Origin of the sequence: Clostridium senegalense JC122 (assembly GCF_000285575.1) — a bacterium.
In the GTDB taxonomy this organism is placed as follows: domain Bacteria; phylum Bacillota; class Clostridia; order Clostridiales; family Clostridiaceae; genus Clostridium_J; species Clostridium_J senegalense.
The window spans coordinates 134022-155983 of sequence record NZ_HE611054.1 but is presented as its reverse complement, the minus strand read 5'-3'; the positions used below and the strand labels follow the sequence as shown (position 1 = coordinate 155983).

The 21962-nt window shown below is 28.0% G+C and carries 20 protein-coding genes; 19 read left to right on the top strand and 1 reads right to left on the bottom strand.

Annotation, left to right across the window (positions count from 1 at the left end):
• The first annotated feature begins 78 nt into the window (after positions 1-78).
• From CSGHG_RS16735 to lexA, 7 genes are all read left to right on the top strand, one after another.
• On the top strand, positions 79-282 hold the full coding sequence (locus tag CSGHG_RS16735) for a hypothetical protein (protein ID WP_010297976.1): 204 nt from the start codon (positions 79-81) through the stop codon (positions 280-282).
• Positions 283-665: 383 nt separating this feature from the next.
• A complete protein-coding gene (locus tag CSGHG_RS24460; RefSeq protein ID WP_235700170.1) occupies positions 666-815 on the top strand; it encodes a hypothetical protein in 150 nt (49 codons plus the stop codon).
• Positions 816-1399: 584 nt separating this feature from the next.
• The gene (locus CSGHG_RS24730) at positions 1400-1534 is read left to right on the top strand and encodes a hypothetical protein (RefSeq protein WP_268869873.1); all 135 of its coding nucleotides are present in this window, start codon (positions 1400-1402) and stop codon (positions 1532-1534) included.
• 428 nt (positions 1535-1962) lie between these two features.
• Positions 1963-2154 (top strand): ferredoxin, encoded by a 192-nt coding sequence (locus tag CSGHG_RS16730; protein WP_010297973.1) that lies wholly within the window; start codon positions 1963-1965, stop codon positions 2152-2154.
• A 78-nt stretch (positions 2155-2232) separates the two neighbouring features.
• Complete coding sequence (locus tag CSGHG_RS16725) at positions 2233-2421, top strand: ferredoxin (protein WP_010297970.1); 189 nt, start codon at positions 2233-2235, stop codon at positions 2419-2421.
• Between the two features lie 301 nt (positions 2422-2722).
• Entirely contained in the window at positions 2723-3757 is a 1035-nt protein-coding gene (locus CSGHG_RS22170; RefSeq protein ID WP_010297965.1) for an ion channel, read from the top strand.
• A gap of 66 nt (positions 3758-3823) precedes the next feature.
• A complete protein-coding gene (gene lexA, locus CSGHG_RS16715; RefSeq protein WP_010297961.1) occupies positions 3824-5281 on the top strand; it encodes a transcriptional repressor LexA in 1458 nt (485 codons plus the stop codon).
• A gap of 1156 nt (positions 5282-6437) precedes the next feature.
• Here the strand turns inward: lexA and CSGHG_RS16705 are convergent.
• Entirely contained in the window at positions 6438-7499 is a 1062-nt protein-coding gene (locus tag CSGHG_RS16705; protein ID WP_010297955.1) for a DnaD domain protein, read from the bottom strand.
• 153 nt (positions 7500-7652) lie between these two features.
• Here CSGHG_RS16705 and CSGHG_RS16700 point away from each other — a divergent pair, with 153 nt between their 5' ends.
• The 12 genes from CSGHG_RS16700 to CSGHG_RS16640 all read left to right on the top strand — a co-directional run bounded on the left by CSGHG_RS16700 (position 7653) and on the right by CSGHG_RS16640 (position 21659).
• Positions 7653-7874 (top strand): DUF1659 domain-containing protein, encoded by a 222-nt coding sequence (locus CSGHG_RS16700; RefSeq protein WP_010297952.1) that lies wholly within the window; start codon positions 7653-7655, stop codon positions 7872-7874.
• A gap of 179 nt (positions 7875-8053) precedes the next feature.
• Positions 8054-8272, top strand: coding sequence for a DUF2922 domain-containing protein (locus CSGHG_RS16690; RefSeq protein ID WP_010297949.1), 219 nt, complete (start codon positions 8054-8056; stop codon positions 8270-8272).
• Between the two features lie 154 nt (positions 8273-8426).
• On the top strand, positions 8427-8948 hold the full coding sequence (locus CSGHG_RS16685; RefSeq protein WP_010297947.1) for a TDE2712 family protein: 522 nt from the start codon (positions 8427-8429) through the stop codon (positions 8946-8948).
• Positions 8949-9187: 239 nt separating this feature from the next.
• Positions 9188-9964, top strand: coding sequence for a glutamate racemase (gene murI, locus CSGHG_RS16680; protein ID WP_010297944.1), 777 nt, complete (start codon positions 9188-9190; stop codon positions 9962-9964).
• A 727-nt stretch (positions 9965-10691) separates the two neighbouring features.
• Positions 10692-11081: a hypothetical protein gene (locus CSGHG_RS16675; RefSeq protein ID WP_010297939.1), complete on the top strand. Its 390-nt coding sequence runs from the start codon at positions 10692-10694 to the stop codon at positions 11079-11081.
• Positions 11081-12157 carry a cache domain-containing protein gene (locus CSGHG_RS16670; protein ID WP_010297936.1) on the top strand — a complete coding sequence of 359 codons (1077 nt, stop codon included), beginning with the start codon at positions 11081-11083 and terminating at the stop codon, positions 12155-12157. Before CSGHG_RS16675 ends, CSGHG_RS16670 begins: the two co-directional genes overlap by 1 nt.
• A 186-nt stretch (positions 12158-12343) precedes the next feature.
• The gene (locus CSGHG_RS16665) at positions 12344-12865 is read left to right on the top strand and encodes a peptidylprolyl isomerase (protein ID WP_010297934.1); all 522 of its coding nucleotides are present in this window, start codon (positions 12344-12346) and stop codon (positions 12863-12865) included.
• Positions 12866-13145: 280 nt separating this feature from the next.
• Positions 13146-13517, top strand: coding sequence for a DUF3783 domain-containing protein (locus tag CSGHG_RS16660; RefSeq protein ID WP_010297932.1), 372 nt, complete (start codon positions 13146-13148; stop codon positions 13515-13517).
• Between the two features lie 38 nt (positions 13518-13555).
• On the top strand, positions 13556-14224 hold the full coding sequence (locus CSGHG_RS16655) for a helix-turn-helix domain-containing protein (RefSeq protein WP_010297930.1): 669 nt from the start codon (positions 13556-13558) through the stop codon (positions 14222-14224).
• A 286-nt stretch (positions 14225-14510) separates the two neighbouring features.
• Positions 14511-18110 (top strand): S8 family peptidase, encoded by a 3600-nt coding sequence (locus CSGHG_RS21240; RefSeq protein ID WP_010297928.1) that lies wholly within the window; start codon positions 14511-14513, stop codon positions 18108-18110.
• 53 nt (positions 18111-18163) lie between these two features.
• Positions 18164-20056: a S8 family peptidase gene (locus CSGHG_RS21235; RefSeq protein WP_010297926.1), complete on the top strand. Its 1893-nt coding sequence runs from the start codon at positions 18164-18166 to the stop codon at positions 20054-20056.
• A 229-nt stretch (positions 20057-20285) separates the two neighbouring features.
• Positions 20286-21659: a peptidoglycan-binding domain-containing protein gene (locus CSGHG_RS16640; RefSeq protein ID WP_010297924.1), complete on the top strand. Its 1374-nt coding sequence runs from the start codon at positions 20286-20288 to the stop codon at positions 21657-21659.
• The last annotated feature ends 303 nt before the right edge of the window (positions 21660-21962 follow it).

Here is a 21962-nt window from a genome sequence, read left to right as displayed (position 1 = left end):
GATTTTAAATTATAATATATTAGCATTAATTCAATCTTTTTTATGATATAGATAATAAATTAATGGGGGATGGGAAAAGTGAATAAAAGATTCCAGTTTATAATGTTATTAATTTCTGCATTAGGCTTTTTAATTTTATCGTTAAGTCATATATTTAGAGACTCCTTGACAGAGTTTACATTGGGGTTATGTGAAGGACTTTCTTTTGTGTTTATAATTACTTGGGGTATATATATGTGTTGTTGTTTCGCAAAAAAGAAAAATCCATATAAAATAAGTTAGAACAATCATTAAATTAATCATATATTTTGCTGTAATAAAGGGGTAATCTAGTATGAACTACCCTTTTATTATGTTGCAAATTAACAATTTAATCTAACAGAGCCTATAAAAAATTTGTATAAAAGCGTAATAAATGTTTGGGAAAATGTACAAAGGACAATTGATAATAATGGATGAAACTGGATTACCAGTTTCTTTTTAATTTAAGGGAGTAAATTCTGAGTTTATGATATTAAACTAAACAAAGTTAAATTCATGGTTTACAGCCGTAACAAGAAGGACAGGCGTACCAAAGTATATTTTCCATAAGTTATTTTTACAGTGAAATTGAAAGATTATCAATAAAACTTAAAGCAATCGAAGCCGGTCCTAAAATAGCGGCTTTGCTGCGTAGATGTTCGGGACCGACTTCGAGTAATATTGAAGAGAAACTAAAATCAACAAAAGTATCAAGTCTAAAGTATAGTAAAGTAGCCAATTACGCGTCTGTCCCTCTTGTGATGGAAGTAGAACTTAGGAAATTGATTGGTTAATTGAGATAAGTAGTTTAAAAAATTGACAAAGGACAAAGGACAATGATGGAGAAAACTAGAGTTTAGTTAGTTAAGAGTTAAGAGTTGACAATTGGGTTAGGGATTGACAATGGACAATTGACATTTGACAATGATGGTTGAAACTGGACTAGTCCAGTTTCTTTAAATTTTAATGGAGTAAAACTTGAGGTTGAAACTGAAAATCTAAGCAGAAGTTAATAACAACGTGTAACACCGTAACAAATGGGACAGGCACGAGCAATGTAGCTCCATAAAATAAAAATCAGCTATTTAAATTTAGTTACCATAAATAAAAAAGTTAGCCAGTCCCCTTAAATAGTTAAAAGTTAAGAGTTAATAGTTAAGAGTTCAGGATGAAACTGGACTACCAGTTTCTTTTTAATTTAAGGGAGTAAATTCTGAGTTTATGATATTAAACTAAACAAACTTAAATTCAAAATCTACAGCCGTAACAAGAAGGACAGGCGTACCAAAACATATTTTCCATAAGTTATTTTTACAGTGAAATTGAAAGATTATCAATAAAACCTAAAGCAATCGAAGCCGGTCCTAAAATAGCGGCTTTGCTGCGTAGATGTTCGGGACCGACTTCGAGTAATATTGAAGAGAAACTAAAATCAACAAAAGTATCAAGTCTAAAGTATAGTAAAGTAGCCAATTACGCGTCTGTCCCTCTTGTGATGGAGGCAAAACTTTGAACGATTGCATACTTAGTTGAGGTATAGATTTTTAGAAAATTGACAATGGACAATTGACATTTGACAATGATGGAGAAAACTAGAGTTAAATTAAGGATTAAGGATTATGAATTAAGAGTTTAGGAGGAAAGTGGTAACCACTTTCTTTTTAATCTATTAATATAATTTGCCTTGCAAATTTATATAAAATTACGTTTAGTATTACTAAGAACAAAGTGAGTAGTAATAACAATAACTATTAATTATTAACTTTTAACTCTTAACTACAAAAGTCCCTCTTGTGATGGTGTGAAAATTTCATTTGTTATAGAAATATTATTTTTTAGAGTTTAAAAAAATAAACTTTATAGTAATTAAGTTATATGGATAAATTATCAATAAAAAGTGCAAACTAAATTTATAGAAGAACATTTTAGGAGGCGATTTGGATGAAAGCAGTAGTTGATAAAGACACATGTATTAGTTGTGGATTATGTATTGCAACATGTCCATCAGTTTTTGATTTTGGAAGCGATGGTAAGTCAGAATCTATAGTAGATTCTGTACCAGAAGATTCTATAGATGCAGCAGTGGAAGCTAGAGATGGTTGTCCAGTAAGTGCAATATCATTAAACGAATAAAAAAAATTGAAAATGGTTATTATAACTGAGAATGAATAAAGACTTATTATTTTATGGGCTTTAATAGGAGGATTTTTTATGAAACCAGTAGTAAATCAAGATGAATGTATAGGATGTGGATTATGTCCAGCTACATGTCCAGAAGTTTTTGAAATGGGCGATGATGGAAAAGCACATGCTACTGTAGATGAAGTTCCAAATGGAGCAGAAGATTCTGCAAAAGAAGCAGCAGAAGGATGTCCAACAAGCGCTATATCAATAGATTAAAGTTTTAGCCATCTTTTAATCAAAAAAGGATGTAGAGTGATTGGACTTGGAAAACTTCTTACTTTATAAAAAAGTAGAGGTAATCTAAAAAGAGTATTTACCGTAATGATAAATACTCTTTTTTAGTTTATTAACATTTATTTTAAAACTATAGTAAATAATATAAAAAATGAAAAGTGAAGGATTCAGAGTATATTTGTCATAAAACAAGGATATGAAATCTAGTCATAGTGGGAGTAGAAGTATATCAATAGAAGTGTTTATTTAAACATACTTAAAGGAATTGAAAGGGTTTAGATATATGAAAATTGGTAAGAAAAGAGTTCTTATTGCAGAAAATGGTGTAATAGAATTAAAGGAGTTTAAAAAAGAAAGAAAAGAGAATTTAGATTTTACAGGAATTAAATATAGGCGTTGTACGTTTTTAAATATAGATTTTAAGAATGTGAGATTTGAAAATGTTATTTTTGAAAAATGCACTTTTCAATTTTGTACCTTTACTAATTGTAGTATAGCTAGCAATTCTATTTTAGGTATTTATAATACTGAGTTAATAAATTTGAATTTTAGTAATTGTAATTTGAAAAATATAATTATAAGAAAATCTTATTTAAAAACTATTGCATTCAAAGATACTTTTTTAGGGCAATGTAATCTAGTTAAAAACTCCTATGAAAAAGTTAAATTTATAGATGAATGTATTTTAACTAATTGTTTAATAAAAGGAACTAGAAAAAGATTTGATATACAATTTATAAATAATAGAAAAAATAGTAGGTTAAATTTAGCTTCATATGTAGGTGGTTTTAATTATAATATTATTGATTTTTTTAACAAAGGAAGACCTGAATTTTATAATGAAATATCTAATAGTTATTTAGCCTTTGCTAACCAATATCTAAAAAATGATTTAGGTGATAAGTATGGTTATTGTTTTTATGAAAGTAAAAAAGCAGACCATAAAACATTAAAGGGTTGGAGAAAACTAAAATCTTTCGCATCATATTGGGTTTGTGGGTATGGAGAAAAGCCATTTAGAGCCTTTAGTTTTTCGCTTATTATAGTTTTAATATGTTCAATATTATATTTATTTGGCGGGGTAAGAATAGAAGATAAAGTTATTCAATATAACTTAAATAATGTTTTTAGTAAAAGTTTTTTAACTGATTTTTTATATTGTTTTCATTTTAGTTTAGTAACTTTTGCTACTGTAGGTTATGGAAATATAACTCCAGAAGGAACTATAAGTATAATAATAGCTAATACGGAAATAATGTTTGGTGTTCTCATGATAGCTATATGGACATCAACACTTGTAAGAAAGATGACTAGATAAATTAATTAAAAACATTATAATATTAAGTAAAAGATAATAGAAAAATATAACAAAGGGGGTGTTATTTTGATTTCTAAAAAACAAAGAAATATAATAAGTTCAAAATTTAGTGGGGTACTTATTATAAAAGGGGAAAACTTAACAGGAAAAACAACTACAGCAATAAATAGAATATTATATTTAAAAGATAATTACTGTTTATATGAAAATGACGATATATTAATGATAGTAAGTAACGAGGAAGAAAAAAATGATGCTATTTTAAAATATTATAAGTATCTTGAAAATAAAAATATGATAAGTTTATTTTCATATATACAAAATAAAGTTGACATTATGACCTTTGATGAATTTATAAAGAAAAACTATGGCGAATTTGATAGCAATAAAATAAGTAAAAGTGTACATTACAAACTATTATATGATTGCATGGGAACATTAAAAAATAGCAATAAAAGGTCAAAAATATTAAAAAAGCAGTATGATGAGTTCTTTTTAAGTGAGTTTAAATACATAAAAAATAGAAATATAAATCAATTAGAAGATTATCAAAAATTAATAAGACGTGGACGTAAAATAGAATGTTTAGCTCCAAAATCATTACCTAGAAATTCTGTTACTAGAAAAATTATATATGAGTTAATGGAAATGTATTATTTAGCTTTAAAAGAAAATAAAATCTCTGATGAAACTTCTATTTTAACTAATAAAGTAAAAGGAACAAATTATACACATTTAGTATTAGATGAAATTAATAAATTTAGCAAATTGCAATTAGACACATTATTAGAATCTATGGATATAAAAGATTACTCAAATATAATACTTACCTTTAATAATAAAGATAAATCCATAGAAAACTCCTTAGGATATGAAGGCATAAATATAAAGAATCTATTTAAAGAATATAAGAATGTAAAAACTTTTATATTAAAAGAAAAATTCATACCGAAAAAGCAAGAGCAGCTATGTGAGATTAAAAGGGAGGAAGAAAATAATTTATTTATGGAGAGTTATAAATTTTTAGATATTAGGCATAATATAGAATTTGATTTTGCCAAAGATACAAGTAGTGAGGGAAATTTTATATTAGATCCTAATGGCAAAGGTGAAGTTTTATTAGAGGACGAGCTGTTAGATATACCTATATACAATGATATAGCAGCAGGAGAACCAATTATGATAAATGACACTTTTGAAGGAGCATTTAAAATGCCAAAGTATTGGTTAAAAGGTGCCGAAGGTTCTTTTATACTAAAGGTAAAGGGAAATAGTATGATCAATGCCAATATAGATGATGGTGACTATGTACTTATAAGAAAACAGTATAATGCTAATAACAATGATATTGTTGCAGTAGATTTAAATGGGAATGCAACATTAAAAAGGTTAAATATAAAGGATGGCAAAGTATTTTTAATGCCAGAAAACGAGAAATATGAACCTATTGAAGTGGTAGATGAAGATGCTATGATAATAGGTAAAGCCATAGGAATAATAAAAGATAAGCACAACTATAGTTAGCCAGTCCCTTAAAATAGTTAAGAGTTAAGAACATTATATAATTGACAATGGACAATTGACATTTGACAATGTTGGTTGAAACTGGATTCCAGTTTCTTTTGAATTAAAGGGAGTAAATTGTGAGTTTATGATATTAAATTAAATAAAGTTATATTCAAAGTTTACAGCCGTAACAAGAAGGACAGGCGTACCAAAGTATATTTTCCATAAGTTATTTTTACAGTGAAATCGAAAGATTATCAATAAAACCTAAAGTAATCAAAGCCGGTCCTTAAGATAGTTAATAGTTAATAGTTAAAAGTTTAGGAGGAAAGTGGTAACCACTTTCTTTTTAATTTATATAAAATTACGTTTAGTATTACTAGGAACAAAGTGAGTAGTAATAACCATAACTATTAATTATTAAATCTTAATCGATAAAGTCCCTCTTGTGATGTAGGTAGAATTTAGAAAATTGATTGGTTAGTTGAGATAAGTAGTTTAAAAAATTGACATTTGATAAAGGACAATTGACAATTTAGGTTGAAACTGGATTCCAGTTTCTTTGGATTGCTAGGGACTGGCTTTGATTTATTAGCTAAGAAGTACAAAGCTAGGAGAGCATGTAATTTTAAGCGAAGTAAATAAACTTTACCGTGCCTGTCCCATTTGTGATGGAATTGAAATTTTGGTAATTGCTTACTTAAATTTTGTTAGCAGAACAAGGTTTAACAATAACTTTTAACTAAAAACATGTAATATTTTCATAGTGTGCATCAGTAACAAGAAGGACAGGAGTTAAGTTATCTGTGCCTGTCCATTTTGTTATTGTTATATGATTGTAATATATATTTATTTTATTTTGTCTTAGTAAATTTAGTGAGTTTAATAAGCTTAGATTTTGTATAAACATAGATTACTGGAAGTAAATACATAAAAAATAAACCTATAAAATTATTATTATCTATATTATCAAAAAAGAATATATTAAATCCAAAAGAAAACATAATAGCACCTATTATAGAAAATAATGAAAATAAAAATACTGAAATAGCGGTGCTTTTAATAGAATCAATTTTAAATAACAAAATTAAGTTTAAAATTGATAAAAAATTAAAAAACATTGAATAAGTTCAAGGAATACACATCCTTTAAAATTAATGTTAATATATTATAATTAAAAATTAAAAGAAGTGTTACAATTAGTAGCCATAGTTTCAAAAACATCATCACTATGAGCTAAAAGATCCTTTTCAAGCTCATCAAAATCATAGTTTCTTTGCTTAAAATTATTAAAGTTATCTTTAGATTTGGATGAAGAAAAATTAGCCTTAGATGATATATTACATGCAGTTTTTTTAGTTTTATTTTTCCAATTTCTAAGTATACCCTCTACATAGCCAATATTAGTATTACCTTTCTTTACTGCTTCTGTCATAGCATCTTTTACATCAGTAATATTATTTTCATCTATAAGTTTATCTAAAAGTTTTATAACAGTTTTGTTTAAAATACCAAAGCCAGATTCGCTATAGTAGGAATAAATTTCACTATTAGTAGAATTAAAATCCATATCTAAACTATAATTAATATTATTGTTATTATTACTATTACTACAATTATAAAATCTATTTATAGATTTTATATTATTAAATAACATAGTTATGTTATTTAATATATTATATATATCTTTTGTTAAGGAGTTATTTTCGAAGAGCTCTTTAAAAATTCCAACTAGTTCGGATTTATCTTTGGATAGGTTTAAAAATAATCCGTTAGAGCTAGAATCAAAATCCGTATTATTGGATAAATTTTGGGTAGCTGTTGAATTTAAATCCGAAGATATAGGATTAATATTTAATTTTAAAATATTATCATTTACAGTATCTTCCATGTGATTATTAATATTTTTATTAGAATTAGTATCGAAAATTTTATAAAAATTATCTCCAAAAGCATAAAAAGAATAAGTGCCACCACCTCTAACAACTTTATGAATCAAAATATTATTACTACAAAGCTTTTTCAGTTTTCTATAAAGAGTATCTTTTTTTATATTAAGAATAGGCAAAGTGCAAATAATATTTTCATAATTAACCCAATAAAAGTTAGTATTATTAAAAGTTTTACATATAAAGTTTTTATAGTTTTCCTTAAGATAACTTAAAATTAAAATATCATCTAAGTTCACATTTAATTCTAAAGCTTCCTTTTCGTTAAAATTTAACATATACAACATAATAAAAACCTCCACTTTAAATAAAAAATAATATGTTCACCTTGTATATATGCATTAAATGGACGGAGTTCCGAAATATTTACAAAATATTTAAATTTGCTGTGAACTGGTAGCCGTTTTTGTATATATATAAAGTGAAAGGGGTTGATAAACATGGCAGTAACTAATGTTAAAACAAGTAAAGCCATTAACTTAATTTGTAAGGTAGGTGTAGATAATGACGGAAAGGACATTTTAAAATCACAAAAACTCTCAAAAATTAAAGTATCTGCAACAGATGAAGAATTATATGAATTGGCAACAGAAGTGGACAACCTTTTAGCTGGAGAAATTCAAGAGGTTGTTAAAGAGGAGAAAGGTTATCTTTTAGGTTAGTATGGGGAGGGGAGATGGTATAAACAAAGTATCTTCCCTGGTGAAAAATTTATTTTCTAAAATAGTTACACTTAATATAGAGTCTAAAAGGTTAGATTTTTCTATATTATTTAGGAATTTTAAAATAATAGTCACCATAAATTTCAATTTATAGTGTTTTATATTTAGGAGGGGTTTTCATGGAGAAGGATTTAGTTATGACGTTTATAACAGAGGAAGGAAATAAAAATAATGTTACATTGAAAAATGTAAAGGATGATATAACTGATGAAGAAGTTTCAAATTTTATGGATGTTATAATAAGTAAAAACATATTAGATTATAAAAAAGGTGATTTAGTTAAAAAATCATCTGCTAAATTAGTAGAGACTAAGAAAACTGAATATAACTTAAATTAAAAATATGCCTTCGGGCATATTTTTTTATTTAAAACAAAATATTTAAAATATTCTTACTTATTTTAAGTCAATTATTGTATAATGTAATAGATGGAAACTTTAGTATAAAAAATGCATATTAAGTATGTAAATAAATATAAGGGGAGTTTTGAATATGTTACAAAGGATTAAGTTAAACCTTGAAGCTGTGGAAGCAATGCTATATTTTTGGCAGGCTGCTAGTGAAAAGGATAACATACCAGAGAGCTTTTTCTATGATGTATCAGAAATGACAGCATTAAGTGTAGCTTATGATGATGAATTTAATTCAGAGTCAGTGAGAAGAGCACTAAGTTCTATAAAAAATAGAGAGCCATTTGTAGGAAACAAAAAAGAAAAAAAATTCTGGAATAATAATATGTGGATGATGGAAGATTTGGAATATACTAATGCGATGGCAGCTCCTGTTAAGCAGTTAAATCTAGATTCTTTAACATCACAAATAAAAGGAAGTAAATTTGAAGAAGTTGAAGTTATATTTGCACCATTACATTCAGATGAATATATAATTTCTGATAATAAATTAATAATAAATTTCTTTAGAGTAAAGCCACCTATAATGGATGATAGGACTTGTATTGGAGAGAAAGAAATAACAGAATATATAAAAGAAAAATTAGAAGAAATTTGTAAATAATTATATTGAAAAATAACTAGCTGTGAAAAATAAATAGCTAGTTATTTTAGTTTTAAAATAAGATTCTTTATTATTTATAATTAATGTGATATATTTTTTTATATATAAAAATGAGAAAAAATGTATAGTAACTAAGAATTATGTTTAAAATTTTATTAAACTTTATTATGTTTAGGTTCATGAGAATTAAGGTATAATTAAATAAATAATAAGACAAATATATTTGGGTGGTGAAAGTAGTGAATTTAAGTAAGGGAGATTGTATAGGATTTTTTGATTCAGGTGTTGGTGGTCTTAGTGTTTTAAAAGAAACTTTAAAGATTTTACCTAATGAAAACTTTATATATTATGGAGACTCGGCAAATGCTCCATATGGAACAAAAGAATATAGTGAAATAAAAAGATTGACTTTTGATGCTATAAAGTTTTTATTAAGTAAAAATGTTAAAGCAATAGTTATAGCCTGTAATACAGCAACAAGTGTAGCTGTAGAAGATTTGAGAAAAGAATATAAATCTATTCCAATTATAGGTATAGAGCCAGCTTTAAAGCCAGCAGTAGAATTAAAAAAACAAGGCCAAATTGTTATAATGGCGACGCCGATAACATTAGTAGAGAAAAAGTTTGCAAAGTTACAAGAAAAATATAAAAAAGTAGCAGATATAAAGCCGCTTCCTTGTGGTGGATTAGCAGAGTTAATAGAAACGGGCAATATAGATGGTATAGAAATACATAATTATTTAAAAGAAAAATTAGAGAATTTAAGCAACGAAAATTTAGGAGCAATAGTTCTCGGTTGTACCCATTATCCATTTATAAAAGATAAGATTGTAGAATTTGTAGGAAAAGATGTGGACATAATAGATGGAAGTTTAGGTACTGCTAAACAGTTAGAACGTTTATTAACTATTAGAAATATGAAAAACCCACAAAGTGAAAAAGGGATAGTAGAAATATATAATTCATTAAATAAAAAAGAGATGATAGAGCTTAGTTACAGATTACTTAATTCTTAATTAAAAGCCTAAATTTTACTTATACAATCAAATAAGTAAAATTTAGGCTTTTTAATATAAAAATTAGAAATTTCAACTAATAAAAACGTATTTATTAGTAAAATACTTTAACAACATACCCCTTTATTTCATAAGTTAATTATATAGTAAAAAGTGAAATCAGCTCAAATTTTAATTTTTTTGAGTATGTACTCACTTTTTTTGAATATGGAAAATTTTAAAAAAATCGACAATGGACAATTGACATTTGACAATTAAAAAAATTAAGGATTAAAAATTATGAATTAAGAATTTAGGATGAAAGTGGTAGCCACTTTCTGAAAAATTGTTTGGGACTGGCTTCGATTTATTAACTAAGAAGTGCAAAGCTAAGAGAGCATCTAATTTTAAGCGAAGTAAATAAATTTATCGTGCCTGTCCTATTTGTGATGGAGCCAACACTAGGGGAATTGCTTTCTTAGAAGTTTTAATTTTGTAGATTAAAAAAAGATACGTTTAGTATTACTATGAACAAAGTGACTAGTAATAACCGCAACTATTAACTATTAACTTTTAACTAACAAAGTCTCTCTTGTGATGGAGGTAGAACTTTGAGAAATTGTTTGCTTAGATTTTTTTATAGAAAGTAAATTTTAAAATATGTTTAGTATTAACTTTACGTTTCTAACTTGATAAATGAATAGCTTTAAGTAGAACTACTTTAAAGAAATAAGGTGGGTAGTATGAAATGAAAGTATTTAAGATGGAAAAAGCAAAGGATGAGAATGAATTTAATAGTTTTATTGAGCTTAAGATGAAAGAGGATTCCAATAAAATAAATATTATCAATCCTAAAAATAGTAACAGCATATATATTATAAATGATATTATTGTTAAAAATGCTAAAGAAAAAAATGAGGTAAAAATTTATGGTTGTAATTTAGAAGATTCTATAGATGGTGAAGATAAAAACTTTGATTATGATTTATTATTTTATAAAACTAAGGTAGATAAAAATACTAATATACTTGATAAAGATTACTTTATTGTGCTGCCAGGTGCATCATTAATTATAGAATTTATAAAGTATGATAAAAGCTTAGCATTAACGGTTAATTCGTATGAAGAAGAATTATAATGATTTGTATTAAAAGATCTAAAAAACCTAAAAATAGATTTGTAATAAGCGTTATTATCATAACTTTATTCTCTATAATCTTTTCCATGGCAGGATTTTTAAAAGTAAATAAGGATAATTTAGAAAAAAATAATGAAATGATAATAAATAATATATATGGCACTGGCAAAGATTTATCGCAGACGGTACAAGATGTTATAGATCAGGTATATTATGAAATTAAGTTATATTCATTGGCAGATGGACTTAGTGATATGGATGAGAAGAAAATAATGAAACAAATGAACTTTATTACAGCAAGTAAACAACGCTATGATAATATAGTAGTTTTAAATAAAGAAAAAAAAATAGTTTATGGGTATGTTGATAATCCAGATGTTTTTTCAAATTCAGAAGCAATAAATAACGCTTTAAATACTGGTCAATTTCAAGTGGAAACTATATTTAACGAGGGGGAGTACAAAGTGGATATGTACAACCCTATAGTAGATGAAAATAAGAAAATATCAGGTGTAATTTTTATCAGAATAAATATAAAAGAACTAAATGATATAATGAAAAGATGTAGATTAGATGAATATTCAGAGGCTTATATAGTGAATGAAAAAGGTATGTTTTTAACTGAATCTAAATATATACCTGGAGCTATAGGAAAAGAAAAAATTGATATAGATCGTGTTAAATTAAATATTGATTATTCTAGGTACACACCATATAAAGACTATAGGGGACAAATAGTTTATGGAACGTATTTTCCTATAGATGAAGAACTTAATTGGACTTTAGTAGTTGAAGTAGATAAAAATATGATGGAAAAACTTGATGAGAATAATAGTAAAAAGGCAACGGTTTTAGCCACACTACAAGGAATTTTTTTAGTGATTGTACAAATTTTATTGAAAAGATTCTTAGGTGTAGATATTAATTTGAAAGATATAACTAATTCTGATGGAACAATGAATTATGAAAAACTTACTGAATATGCAGATAAGATATTAGAAAATAAAATAGAAGAAGGAAATAAGGAAAAAAGCGAAGATGAAGATAAGAATAACGATAAAAAAAGTAAAGAGTAAATAAAAATTTAGGCGTAAAATCTTTTATTAGATTTTGCGCCTAAAAATCTTTAAAAAACCTATAATTATATTTGTTGTGGTGAATAATAATATAAAATGGATTTTTTTCATGTATTTTCTTTAGGACAGTAGTTCAAATATGTTATAATATCTAAAAAATACAATGTTTAAAGGAGCGATAAATAAATGCAAAATCCTATAGTAACAATAAAAATGGCAAATGGAAAAGTAATGAAAGCAGAGTTATATCCAGAGATAGCACCGAATACAGTTAAAAACTTTATAAGTCTTATAAAAAAGGGATTTTATAATGGTCTTATATTCCATAGAGTAATCCCAGGATTCATGATTCAAGGTGGATGTCCAGAAAAAACAGGTGCAGGAAATCCTGGTTATAGTATAAAAGGAGAGTTTAGAGCAAATAACTTTAAGAATGATTTAAAACATACTCCTGGTGTATTATCAATGGCAAGAACAGTTGTTTTAGATTCAGCAGGATGTCAATTCTTCGTAATGGTTGCTGATTCACCACATCTTGATGGTCAATATGCTGCATTTGGAAAACTTACTGAAGGTTTAGATGTTGCAAATGAAATAGTTTCAGTTCCAACAAACTATATGGATAAACCAAAAGAAGATCAGGTTATGAAAGAAGTTACTGTTGAAACTTTTGGTGTAGAATATGACGAACCAGAAAAAATACAATAATTAATAGAGTTTAAGTGATTGACAATAGCCAGTAAGGATTTTATAGCTATTGTCAATTTTCAATTACTTAAACGGTTAATTATTTAGTTAAGAGTTAAAAATTAATAGTTAACTATTCACTCTTAACTCTTAACTAAAATAAGCTCTTAACTAAAATAAGCTTTTAACTAAAATAAAGTATGGTATGAAAGGAGAGCATTAGCTATCTCACAAAATAGAAAGATTAAAATTTGTGGGAATACTACTTAAAATGATTTAGTAGGTTTAGCTAATAAAATTTATGAGTGATTTAAATGATAAGTTATTGATAACATATGGTTTAACTAATGAGGAAATAGACAAATTAAATGAAGTATTTAAAAACAAAGTTTCAAAAGAATGTATAGTTATTAAAGATGGTATGGCAAAGTTTAAAATGAAAGAAATAATTTTAGGTAATGAGGGTAATGAAGGTGTAGAAGAATTACCAAAGGAAAAGGTTATTATATTTAATGGATTAGCAAATAGTTCATTACAAAATGCCATAAAGGCTGTTAGAAATAATTTAGAAGACAAACCAATACTAGCAGCTATAACGCCAGTGTCTATAAATTGGAGTTTTAAATTTTTATTAGAACATTTAATAGAAGAGAAAAAAAGATTTTCTAAATAAATATTATATATTAACATGTAAAAAGAAAGGGAATAGTTATGAGTAAAGTAGGAGATAGCATCAGAGACGCTAGAAATGCTAAAGGAATGAGTCAAAAACAACTAGGTAAAAAACTTGGTGTTTCTGAAGGTTTTATTAATGAAATTGAAAGTGGAAAAAAAGTAATAAATGAAAAATTTATGGAACGTATAGGCAAGGTATTAGGTGGTAGTGTACAAAACATGAGTAGTATGTTTCAAAATATAGCTTATGAAGAAGAAAAGAGTCAACCAGCACCTAAAGCTAAAGCTCCAGAAAAGGTAAATGATGTATGGAATGATGCTTTTGGTTCTGTTATAAAAACAATAGGTATATATGGCTATGATTTAAACAAAACTGTAGGGACTAAACAATTACCTGTAATATCTAAAAAGGTTGAAGGTTTTAATCCAGAAAAAGTTTTATTTATTAAAATAGAAAATGATGATTTGATGGGTTTCAGAATTTGTAAAGATGATGTTGCTTTTGCAAACTTAACAAATGAGATAGAGAATAATGCTATTTGTCTTATAGATTATAATGATACTAGAGTCATAAGACAGATAAAAAGATTAGATAATAATAAATTACTTTTAATAAGTAACAAAAATTCACTAAAAACAGAGACTGTATCACATAAAGATATAAAAGTTATTGCTAAATTAAATAGAGTTGAGTTTGAAATTTAGGCAAATTACAAGTAATTTTAGCTAAGACAAATAACAAACCAGTATTCTAACCTATTTGTCATGAATACTTTGTCGGTAAAATCCAGACATAGCCCCACTATTACTAGGTTTTATCTCCATGTTTCATAACAAGTGTTTTTCAACTCTTTGACTTCTTATTTCTTCTCATATGCCTAAAAAGAATTCATATTTTATCTAAAAAGTATTCATAATTTTTTATGGATACTTTTTTTGCACTTTCAATCATAAAATATTAATTGAGTAATACTTTTGGAGTGAAATTTATATGGCTAGGAATGAAGGGATTTATAATTTATTTTTAAGCATACCAAGAGCTTTAATGGGAAAACTATCTCAAAAATATAAATATAGTATAGATGAAAATATAGAGATAATAGTACTTTATGGTGAAGAAGTAGAGGCAGTTAGAAGACAGGTAGAAGCGTTAGGTGCTACCTTCGAGAACTTAGGATATGGATTTGGAATAATAACAATTAAATTTAGCGAACTGGAAAAAATAGGTAGTATAAAAGAGATACAATATATAGAATTACCTAAAAATCTTTATTATAATAGTGAAACTACAAACAGAGCATCTTGTATAACTGATGTAAGAAGCACTTATGGGTTAAGTGGAAATGGGGTCTTAGTAGGATTCATAGATAGTGGAATAGATTTTATGCATCAAGCATTTAGAAATGAAGAAGGGCTATCAAGAATTGATTATATATATGATTTGCAGTTAAAACAGGTATATAATAAAGCACAAATTGATGAAGCAATAAAATCTCCTAATCCATACAACATTGTACCACATCAAGACAGAGTAGGCCATGGAACACATGTTGCAGGAGTGGCTTGCGCAGGAGGTAAAATTCCAACTAAATACTATGGTGTAGCTCCAGAAAGTTCTATTGCAATGGTTAAACTTACAGGTGAAGCTACTGGCGGCTTTACAAAGAGTAGTCAGGTAATGCGTGGAATTAAATTTTTAGTAGATAAATCAAAGGAGTTAAATAAACCGTTAGTAATAAATTTAAGCTTTAGTACAAATGATGGTGCTCATGATGGAAGGTCTTTGTTTGAAAAATATATATCAACAGTATGCACATTAGAGCGGATAACATTTTGTGTTGCCGCTGGTAATGAAGGAAATAAAGGGCATCATGCAAGGGAACTTATAGAAGGGGAGTCAAAAGAAATATCTTTCAATGTGGACAAAGGAGAAGTTGGAATAATATTAAGGATATACAAAAGGTTTTTAACTGATATAAGTATTAGCATTAGATCACCAGATGGAAGTATAACACCTAGAATAGATTTAACAAGAGGCTTTGTAGAAGGAAATTTAAGAGGAACATATTACTATGTATACTATACAGGACCATTACCTTTTAATATTTCAGGAGAAATTTTGGTAACACTAGTAGCTCAAGGTAATGAATTGTTAGAAGGTGTTTGGTCACTTGTAGTTTATAGAGAAAGTGATGAAATTACAGATATAGATATATGGCTGCCTATAAGTGAGGCTTTAAATGATAAAACAAGATTTACAAGACCAACGGTCTTTAACACTGTAGGTATACCAGGAACTGTTGAAGATGTTATAACTGTCGGAAGTTATAACAGTGCAATAGGAGATATATCACCATTTTCAGGTAGAGGAAGAGAAGGGGCTGAAATTGTAAAACCTAGTTTAGTAGCACCAGGAATAGATGTAGAAGGACCTATACCTGGTGGTGGCTTTGATGCGCTAACAGGTACATCAGTTGCAGCGCCATCAGTTTCAGGTGCTGCAGCATTGCTTATGGAATGGGGGTTTGTAAAAGGAAGAGACCCATACTTATATGGACAAAGATTAAAATATTATTTGTTAAAGGGAGCAAGGGTAGTAAGAAAAACTGAAGTATATCCTAATGCCACATGGGGATATGGAACATTATGTTTAAGAAATGCTTTAGAAATTTGGCTTAATGAAGAGCCGTTAAGAGGGGGAATTATGAAAAAAAATAATAGAGAAATAAATCCTAATGAGAATTTAATAAATAATCTTAGTAAAAATATTAAAGATGAAATTCCAGATAAATTATTCAAATGTGAAAAATTATATAATCAATTAGATTATGATATATTTCTTGTAGAGTATTCTGGAGACATAGAAGCTGAATTTAAGAATATACCCAATGCATGTATCTTTGTATTAACACCAAGCTATGCAATACTAATAGTGGAATTAGAGAAAGCAGATGAGGTTTTAGATAGGAGTAAGACTATTACACATGTTGAACCTAATAATCTTTATACATTAGCAACAATTTCACCACTTGAAGTAGCTAATATAAATACATTTCATACTAATGAGTTCTTAAGTTTAAAAGGAACAGGGGTAATTGTTGGAATAATAGATACTGGTATTGATTATTTGAATGAAGAATTTATGACAGAGGATGGAAAAACAAGGATAGTAGCTATATGGGATCAAGAGGATCAATCAGGTACTGCGCCAGAGGGATTTTATTATGGTAGTGAATATACTAGGGAACAGATTGATAGGGCAATACAAGCAAGTAAAAATGGTGAAGATCCATATAAGATAGTTCCAGAAAAAGATCAGGTTGGACATGGAACGGAGGTTGCTGGAATAGTTGGAGCTAGAGGAAAAAATGGAGTATTGGGAGCTGCGCCAGATTGTGAATTTTTAATAGTCAAAACATTAAGATCTGATGAAAATACTTTAGCAGAAAATGCTGTATTTGATAAAGGAGATAATATTTATAGTAGCACATCTATAGCTTTATCAATAAAATATCTATTAGATTTTCACGAAAAAGTAGATGCACCATTAGTTATATGTATTCCCATGGAAAGCAATGCTGGGGCACACGATGGAACTACAGTGGTAGAAAGATTCATAGATAGATATGCTACTGATAGAGGAGTTATAACCGTAGCAGGAACAGGAAATCAAGGTGATACGGAAACTCATGCTAGTGGTAAGTTAGCTAAAACCGGTGATATTAGTAATGTAGAATTACAAGTAGGACCAAATCAAAAGGGAATAAGTGTATTTATTTGGGGCACATCCCCAGATAAACTTTCTATTGGTATAACTTCACCTAGTGGAGAATCTATTTCTAAAATACCTGTTAAATTGCAAACATTAGATGAAATAAGGTTTGTATATGAAAAAACTAGAGTAACTATAGAGTATTTCGTAGCGGAAACTTCATCTGGAAATGAATTTATTCTAGTTAGAATGTTTGATGTAAGCCCAGGAATTTGGCAATTTAGAATAATAGGAGATTTCATAATAAATGGAAATTATGATTTATGGATATATCAAAGGGCGCTTTTAGATCCTGAAACAAAATTTTTAAATCCAGATCCATATACAACTATAACATCTCCTGGTAATGGAAATAACATAATAACAACAGCATATTATAACCAAGAAAAAGGTACTTTAATTGCATCGTCAGGGAGAGGGTTTACTCGAGATGGTAGGATAAAACCAGAATTATGTATAGGGGGATTTGAAGTTTTAACTACCACTGTAGGGGGAGGTACAAAAATTGTTACAGGTTCAAGCGCAGCTACAGCAGTTCTTGCAGGTGCAGTAGCTCTTATTTTAGAATGGGGTATCGTAAAGAGGAATGATGTATATATGTATACACCAAAGGTGAAGACATATTTAATAAGAGGAACTAAACAAATTCCACAGGTTATATATCCTAACAGGGAAGTAGGATATGGAGTTTTAGATTTTAGACAAGTATTTGAAAATATGAGAAGTATTAAAGATAGTAATTTATTTTTTTCTATACCATCAGAATTTGAAGAGTTTTTAGTACCTGAATCAGTAAATAAGGAAAATAAAAATGAGTAAGGTTAAGACATAAGTTAAATTAAAAAAAGATTCAATTCTTATGGAGGTAGGTAATGAGAATAAATAGAATCAAAGAAGATTTCATTTTAACTCAAACAACAGAGGAATGTGGTGAACAGTATTTACTAGATGAGTTTGAATCATATGTAATAGAATATTATGGAGATTTAACTGGTGCTCTTGCAGATAAAGACTATGCTTGTGCAATTATAATAAATCCTATATATGCAATATTAGGTGTAAAAGTAGGTTACTTACCAGAGGTTTTAGAAAAAGTACCTAATATAGTAAATTATGAAGTAAATAGAATATTTACTTTAAGTTATATATCACCGTTAGAAGCTGCAAATATAACTAAATATCATAATAATCCTTACTTAAATTTAAAAGGTGATGGAGTTGTAGTAGGAATTATAGATACTGGAATTGATTATTTAAACAAAGAATTCATGACGGAGGATGGAAAAACCCGAATACTTGAAATATGGGATCAAACAGTAGAGGATTTAACACCACCTCCAGGTTTTCACTATGGAACAGTTTATAATAGAGATGAAATTAATGAAGCAATAAAAGCATATAAAAACAATGAAGACCCTTATAAAATAGTAAATAGTAGGGATGAATATGGACATGGAACTTCAATGGCAGGCATAATTGGAGGGAGAGGATATAACGGAATTGTAGGTGCTGCACCTAATTGTGAATTTGTAATTGTAAAGTTAGATGAAGCATCAGAAAAGAATTTGATGGTGAATGGATTACAAAGAGGAAAGTATCCAATGTATCAAACTACAGACATAATGCTGGCTATAAGGTATTTATTTGAAGTTAAAGAAAGATACAATAAGCCATTAATTATATATATTCCACTTGCTAGTAATTTTGGAGGGCATGATGGATCTTCAGTAGTAGAGAGGTATATAGACATTTTTGTAAGCCAAAGCGGTATACTTTTTATTACAAGTTGTGGTAATGAAGGAAATAGTGAAACTCATTATAGAGGAAAATTTGAAAGAGCCGGAGAAGAGAAGACAATGGAAATTGCTGTAGATAGAAACCAAAAAGACTTAGCTATAACTATATGGTGTAGCAAACCAGATAAAGTTTCTGTTGGACTTGTATCCCCTAGTGGAGAAGTAATTGAGAGGATTCCAGCTAAAATCAAAAAAACTAGAGAAATTAAATTAGTATTTGAGGGTAGTACAATAACAGTAGAATATGATTATCCTAATGATTATAGTGGAAATGAAAATATAAATATACTAATAAGAGATATTAAAGTTGGAATTTGGCAGATAAAAGTTTATTCCGACTACGTAGTTTTTGGAACTTTTGATGCATGGATATATCAAAGAGAATTGCTTGGAACTACAACTAAGTTTTTAAATCCAGACCCATATGTAACGCTTACAATACCCTCAACTAGTAATGCAGCTATAAGTACATCTTTTTATAATCAAACAACAAATAGTTCGGCAATTCAATCAGGTAGAGGATTTACTAGAGAAGAAGCAATAAAACCTGAGGTTACTGCAGGTGGGGTAGATATACAGGCAACATCTCCAGGAGGAAACATTGTAACTTTAACAGGGTCTAGTGTAGCAGGGGCTGTCCTAACCGGTGCAATGACACTTTTTTATCAGTGGGCTATTGTTCAAGGAAATGACCCTAAGATGTATGCTCAGAAAGCGAAAGCTTATATTATAAGAGGAACTAGAAAAAGAAAAGGAGATGTTTATCCTAATAGAGAATGGGGATTTGGAATTTTAGATTTAGAAGGGATATTTGATTCAATTAGGGAACTTGATGTAAATGAAGCAAGAAATAGTGAATTACAATATAATGAAAAAGTAGTATTAATGTCTGAAGAAGTTGAGGTATATATTACAGAGCATATAATTAATAGGTTAAAATATAATTTTAATTATATAGATTTAATGTAAAAAAGAAAAAATTGATTGATAAAGTGGTTAATAAAAAATTGATGATGAAACTGAGTTAACCACTTTTTTATTTTATGAATGAAAAGCTAACTTTAAAATTAAGAAATATGTTTATAAATATTTATGAAAATAAAAATAGCCATTAATTTAAAGTTAATTGCACAAATAGTAAACAATTTACATTTTAGCACATAAGATATAATGAATTAGTTTTTAAAAGGAGTATTTTATGGCTGATATAGGTAGAATTTTAGTTAATGTATATAAAAAAGATACTTTTGTACCATTAAAAGATGTAAGAATAATTATGAATCCATCAGAAGATGAAAATAAAAGAGTAGAATTAACAACAAATAGTGTTGGCCAAACAGAAACAGTAGATGTTAATACGCCACCTATAGAGTTAAGTCAACGACCAGAGTATACAGAAATGCCATATAGTTTATGGGATGTTAGGGCAGAGGCACCTGGATTTGAACCGGTAGAAATTAGAAATGCACAGATATTGCCAGAGTCAACAGCTATACAAAATATTGAGCTGTTAGGAAGTCCCTCTGAGTCAAGGGAAATGGGTGAACTTAGAACTATAGATGTTCCTGATAATAGGCTTTTTGGCACATTTCCACCAAAAATACCAGAGGCACCAGAAAAACCATTACCTAAGAGTCCTGGTGGTGGGTTTGTTGTTTTAGATGAAGTAGTGGTTCCAGAGTTTGTTATTGTTCATGCTGGTGTACCTACTAATACTGGTGCACCAAGTTATAGAGTTCCATTTAAAGATTATATTAAAAATGTTGCAAGTTCTGAGATATATTCAACTTGGTCAGAAAATACAATAAGGTCTAATGTATATTGTATACTATCTTTTACATTAAACAGAATTTTCACAGAGTGGTATACCGGTAAGGGATATAATTTTACAATAACCAATTCAACTGCCTTTGATCATGCTTTTACTTATGGTAGAAATGTTTTTGATAATATAAGTAGGATAGTGGATGAAATATTTACAAGCTATGTAAAGAGAAGAGGAGCAAAACAACCATTATTAACTCAATATTGTGATGGTGAAAGAGTCAAATGTCCTGGATGGTTAACACAATGGGGAAGTAAATATTTAGGTGACCAAGGGAAAACCCCTTATGAAATATTGACAAGTTTTTATGGACCTGACATAGATATAGAAAAAGCACCAAAGGTTTCTGGCATACCTAAATCCTATCCAGGTTTTACATTACAAATAGGTAGTTCAGGAGATCCTGTTACAACAATTCAAACTTTTTTAAATAGAATAGGGGATAATTATCCACTAATTCCAAAGGTGGCCGTAGACGGAGTTTATGGTCAATCAACTGCAGATGCAGTAAAAACCTTTCAAAAGATTTTTAATTTACCACAAACAGGTGTAGTAGATTATTCAACATGGTATCAAATATCTAATATATATGTTGGAGTAACAAAAATTGCAGAACTTAGAAGTTCTATGGGAATAAATGATAATGAGGTTGAATCTGTTGCAAGAGAAATGGGAATATTTGTTCCACCAACATTTATAATTGGAAGATCATTAGATGTTCCTACAATAGATTATCCTGTTAAATAATGTTAAGGGGAATTTTAAAAAAATATTGAATCTAAAATAACTAGCCAATTTAAAATGGGCTAGTTATTTTTTTATACATATATTGGGAAAAAATTTAAGTTTTTTATTTCTTTTCATATGCCTAATTGATATTATTATAATATATAGGAAAACATATATTATAAAATTAATACAGAATAGACATAATTAAGTGGCAAAATATAAAGTAACGGAGAATTTCAAATATAGAAAGTTAAAAATATAGGAGTTCAAGAAATATTTAAGTTTAATATTATAGTGATAGTTGACAGCCTATTTTAGTTA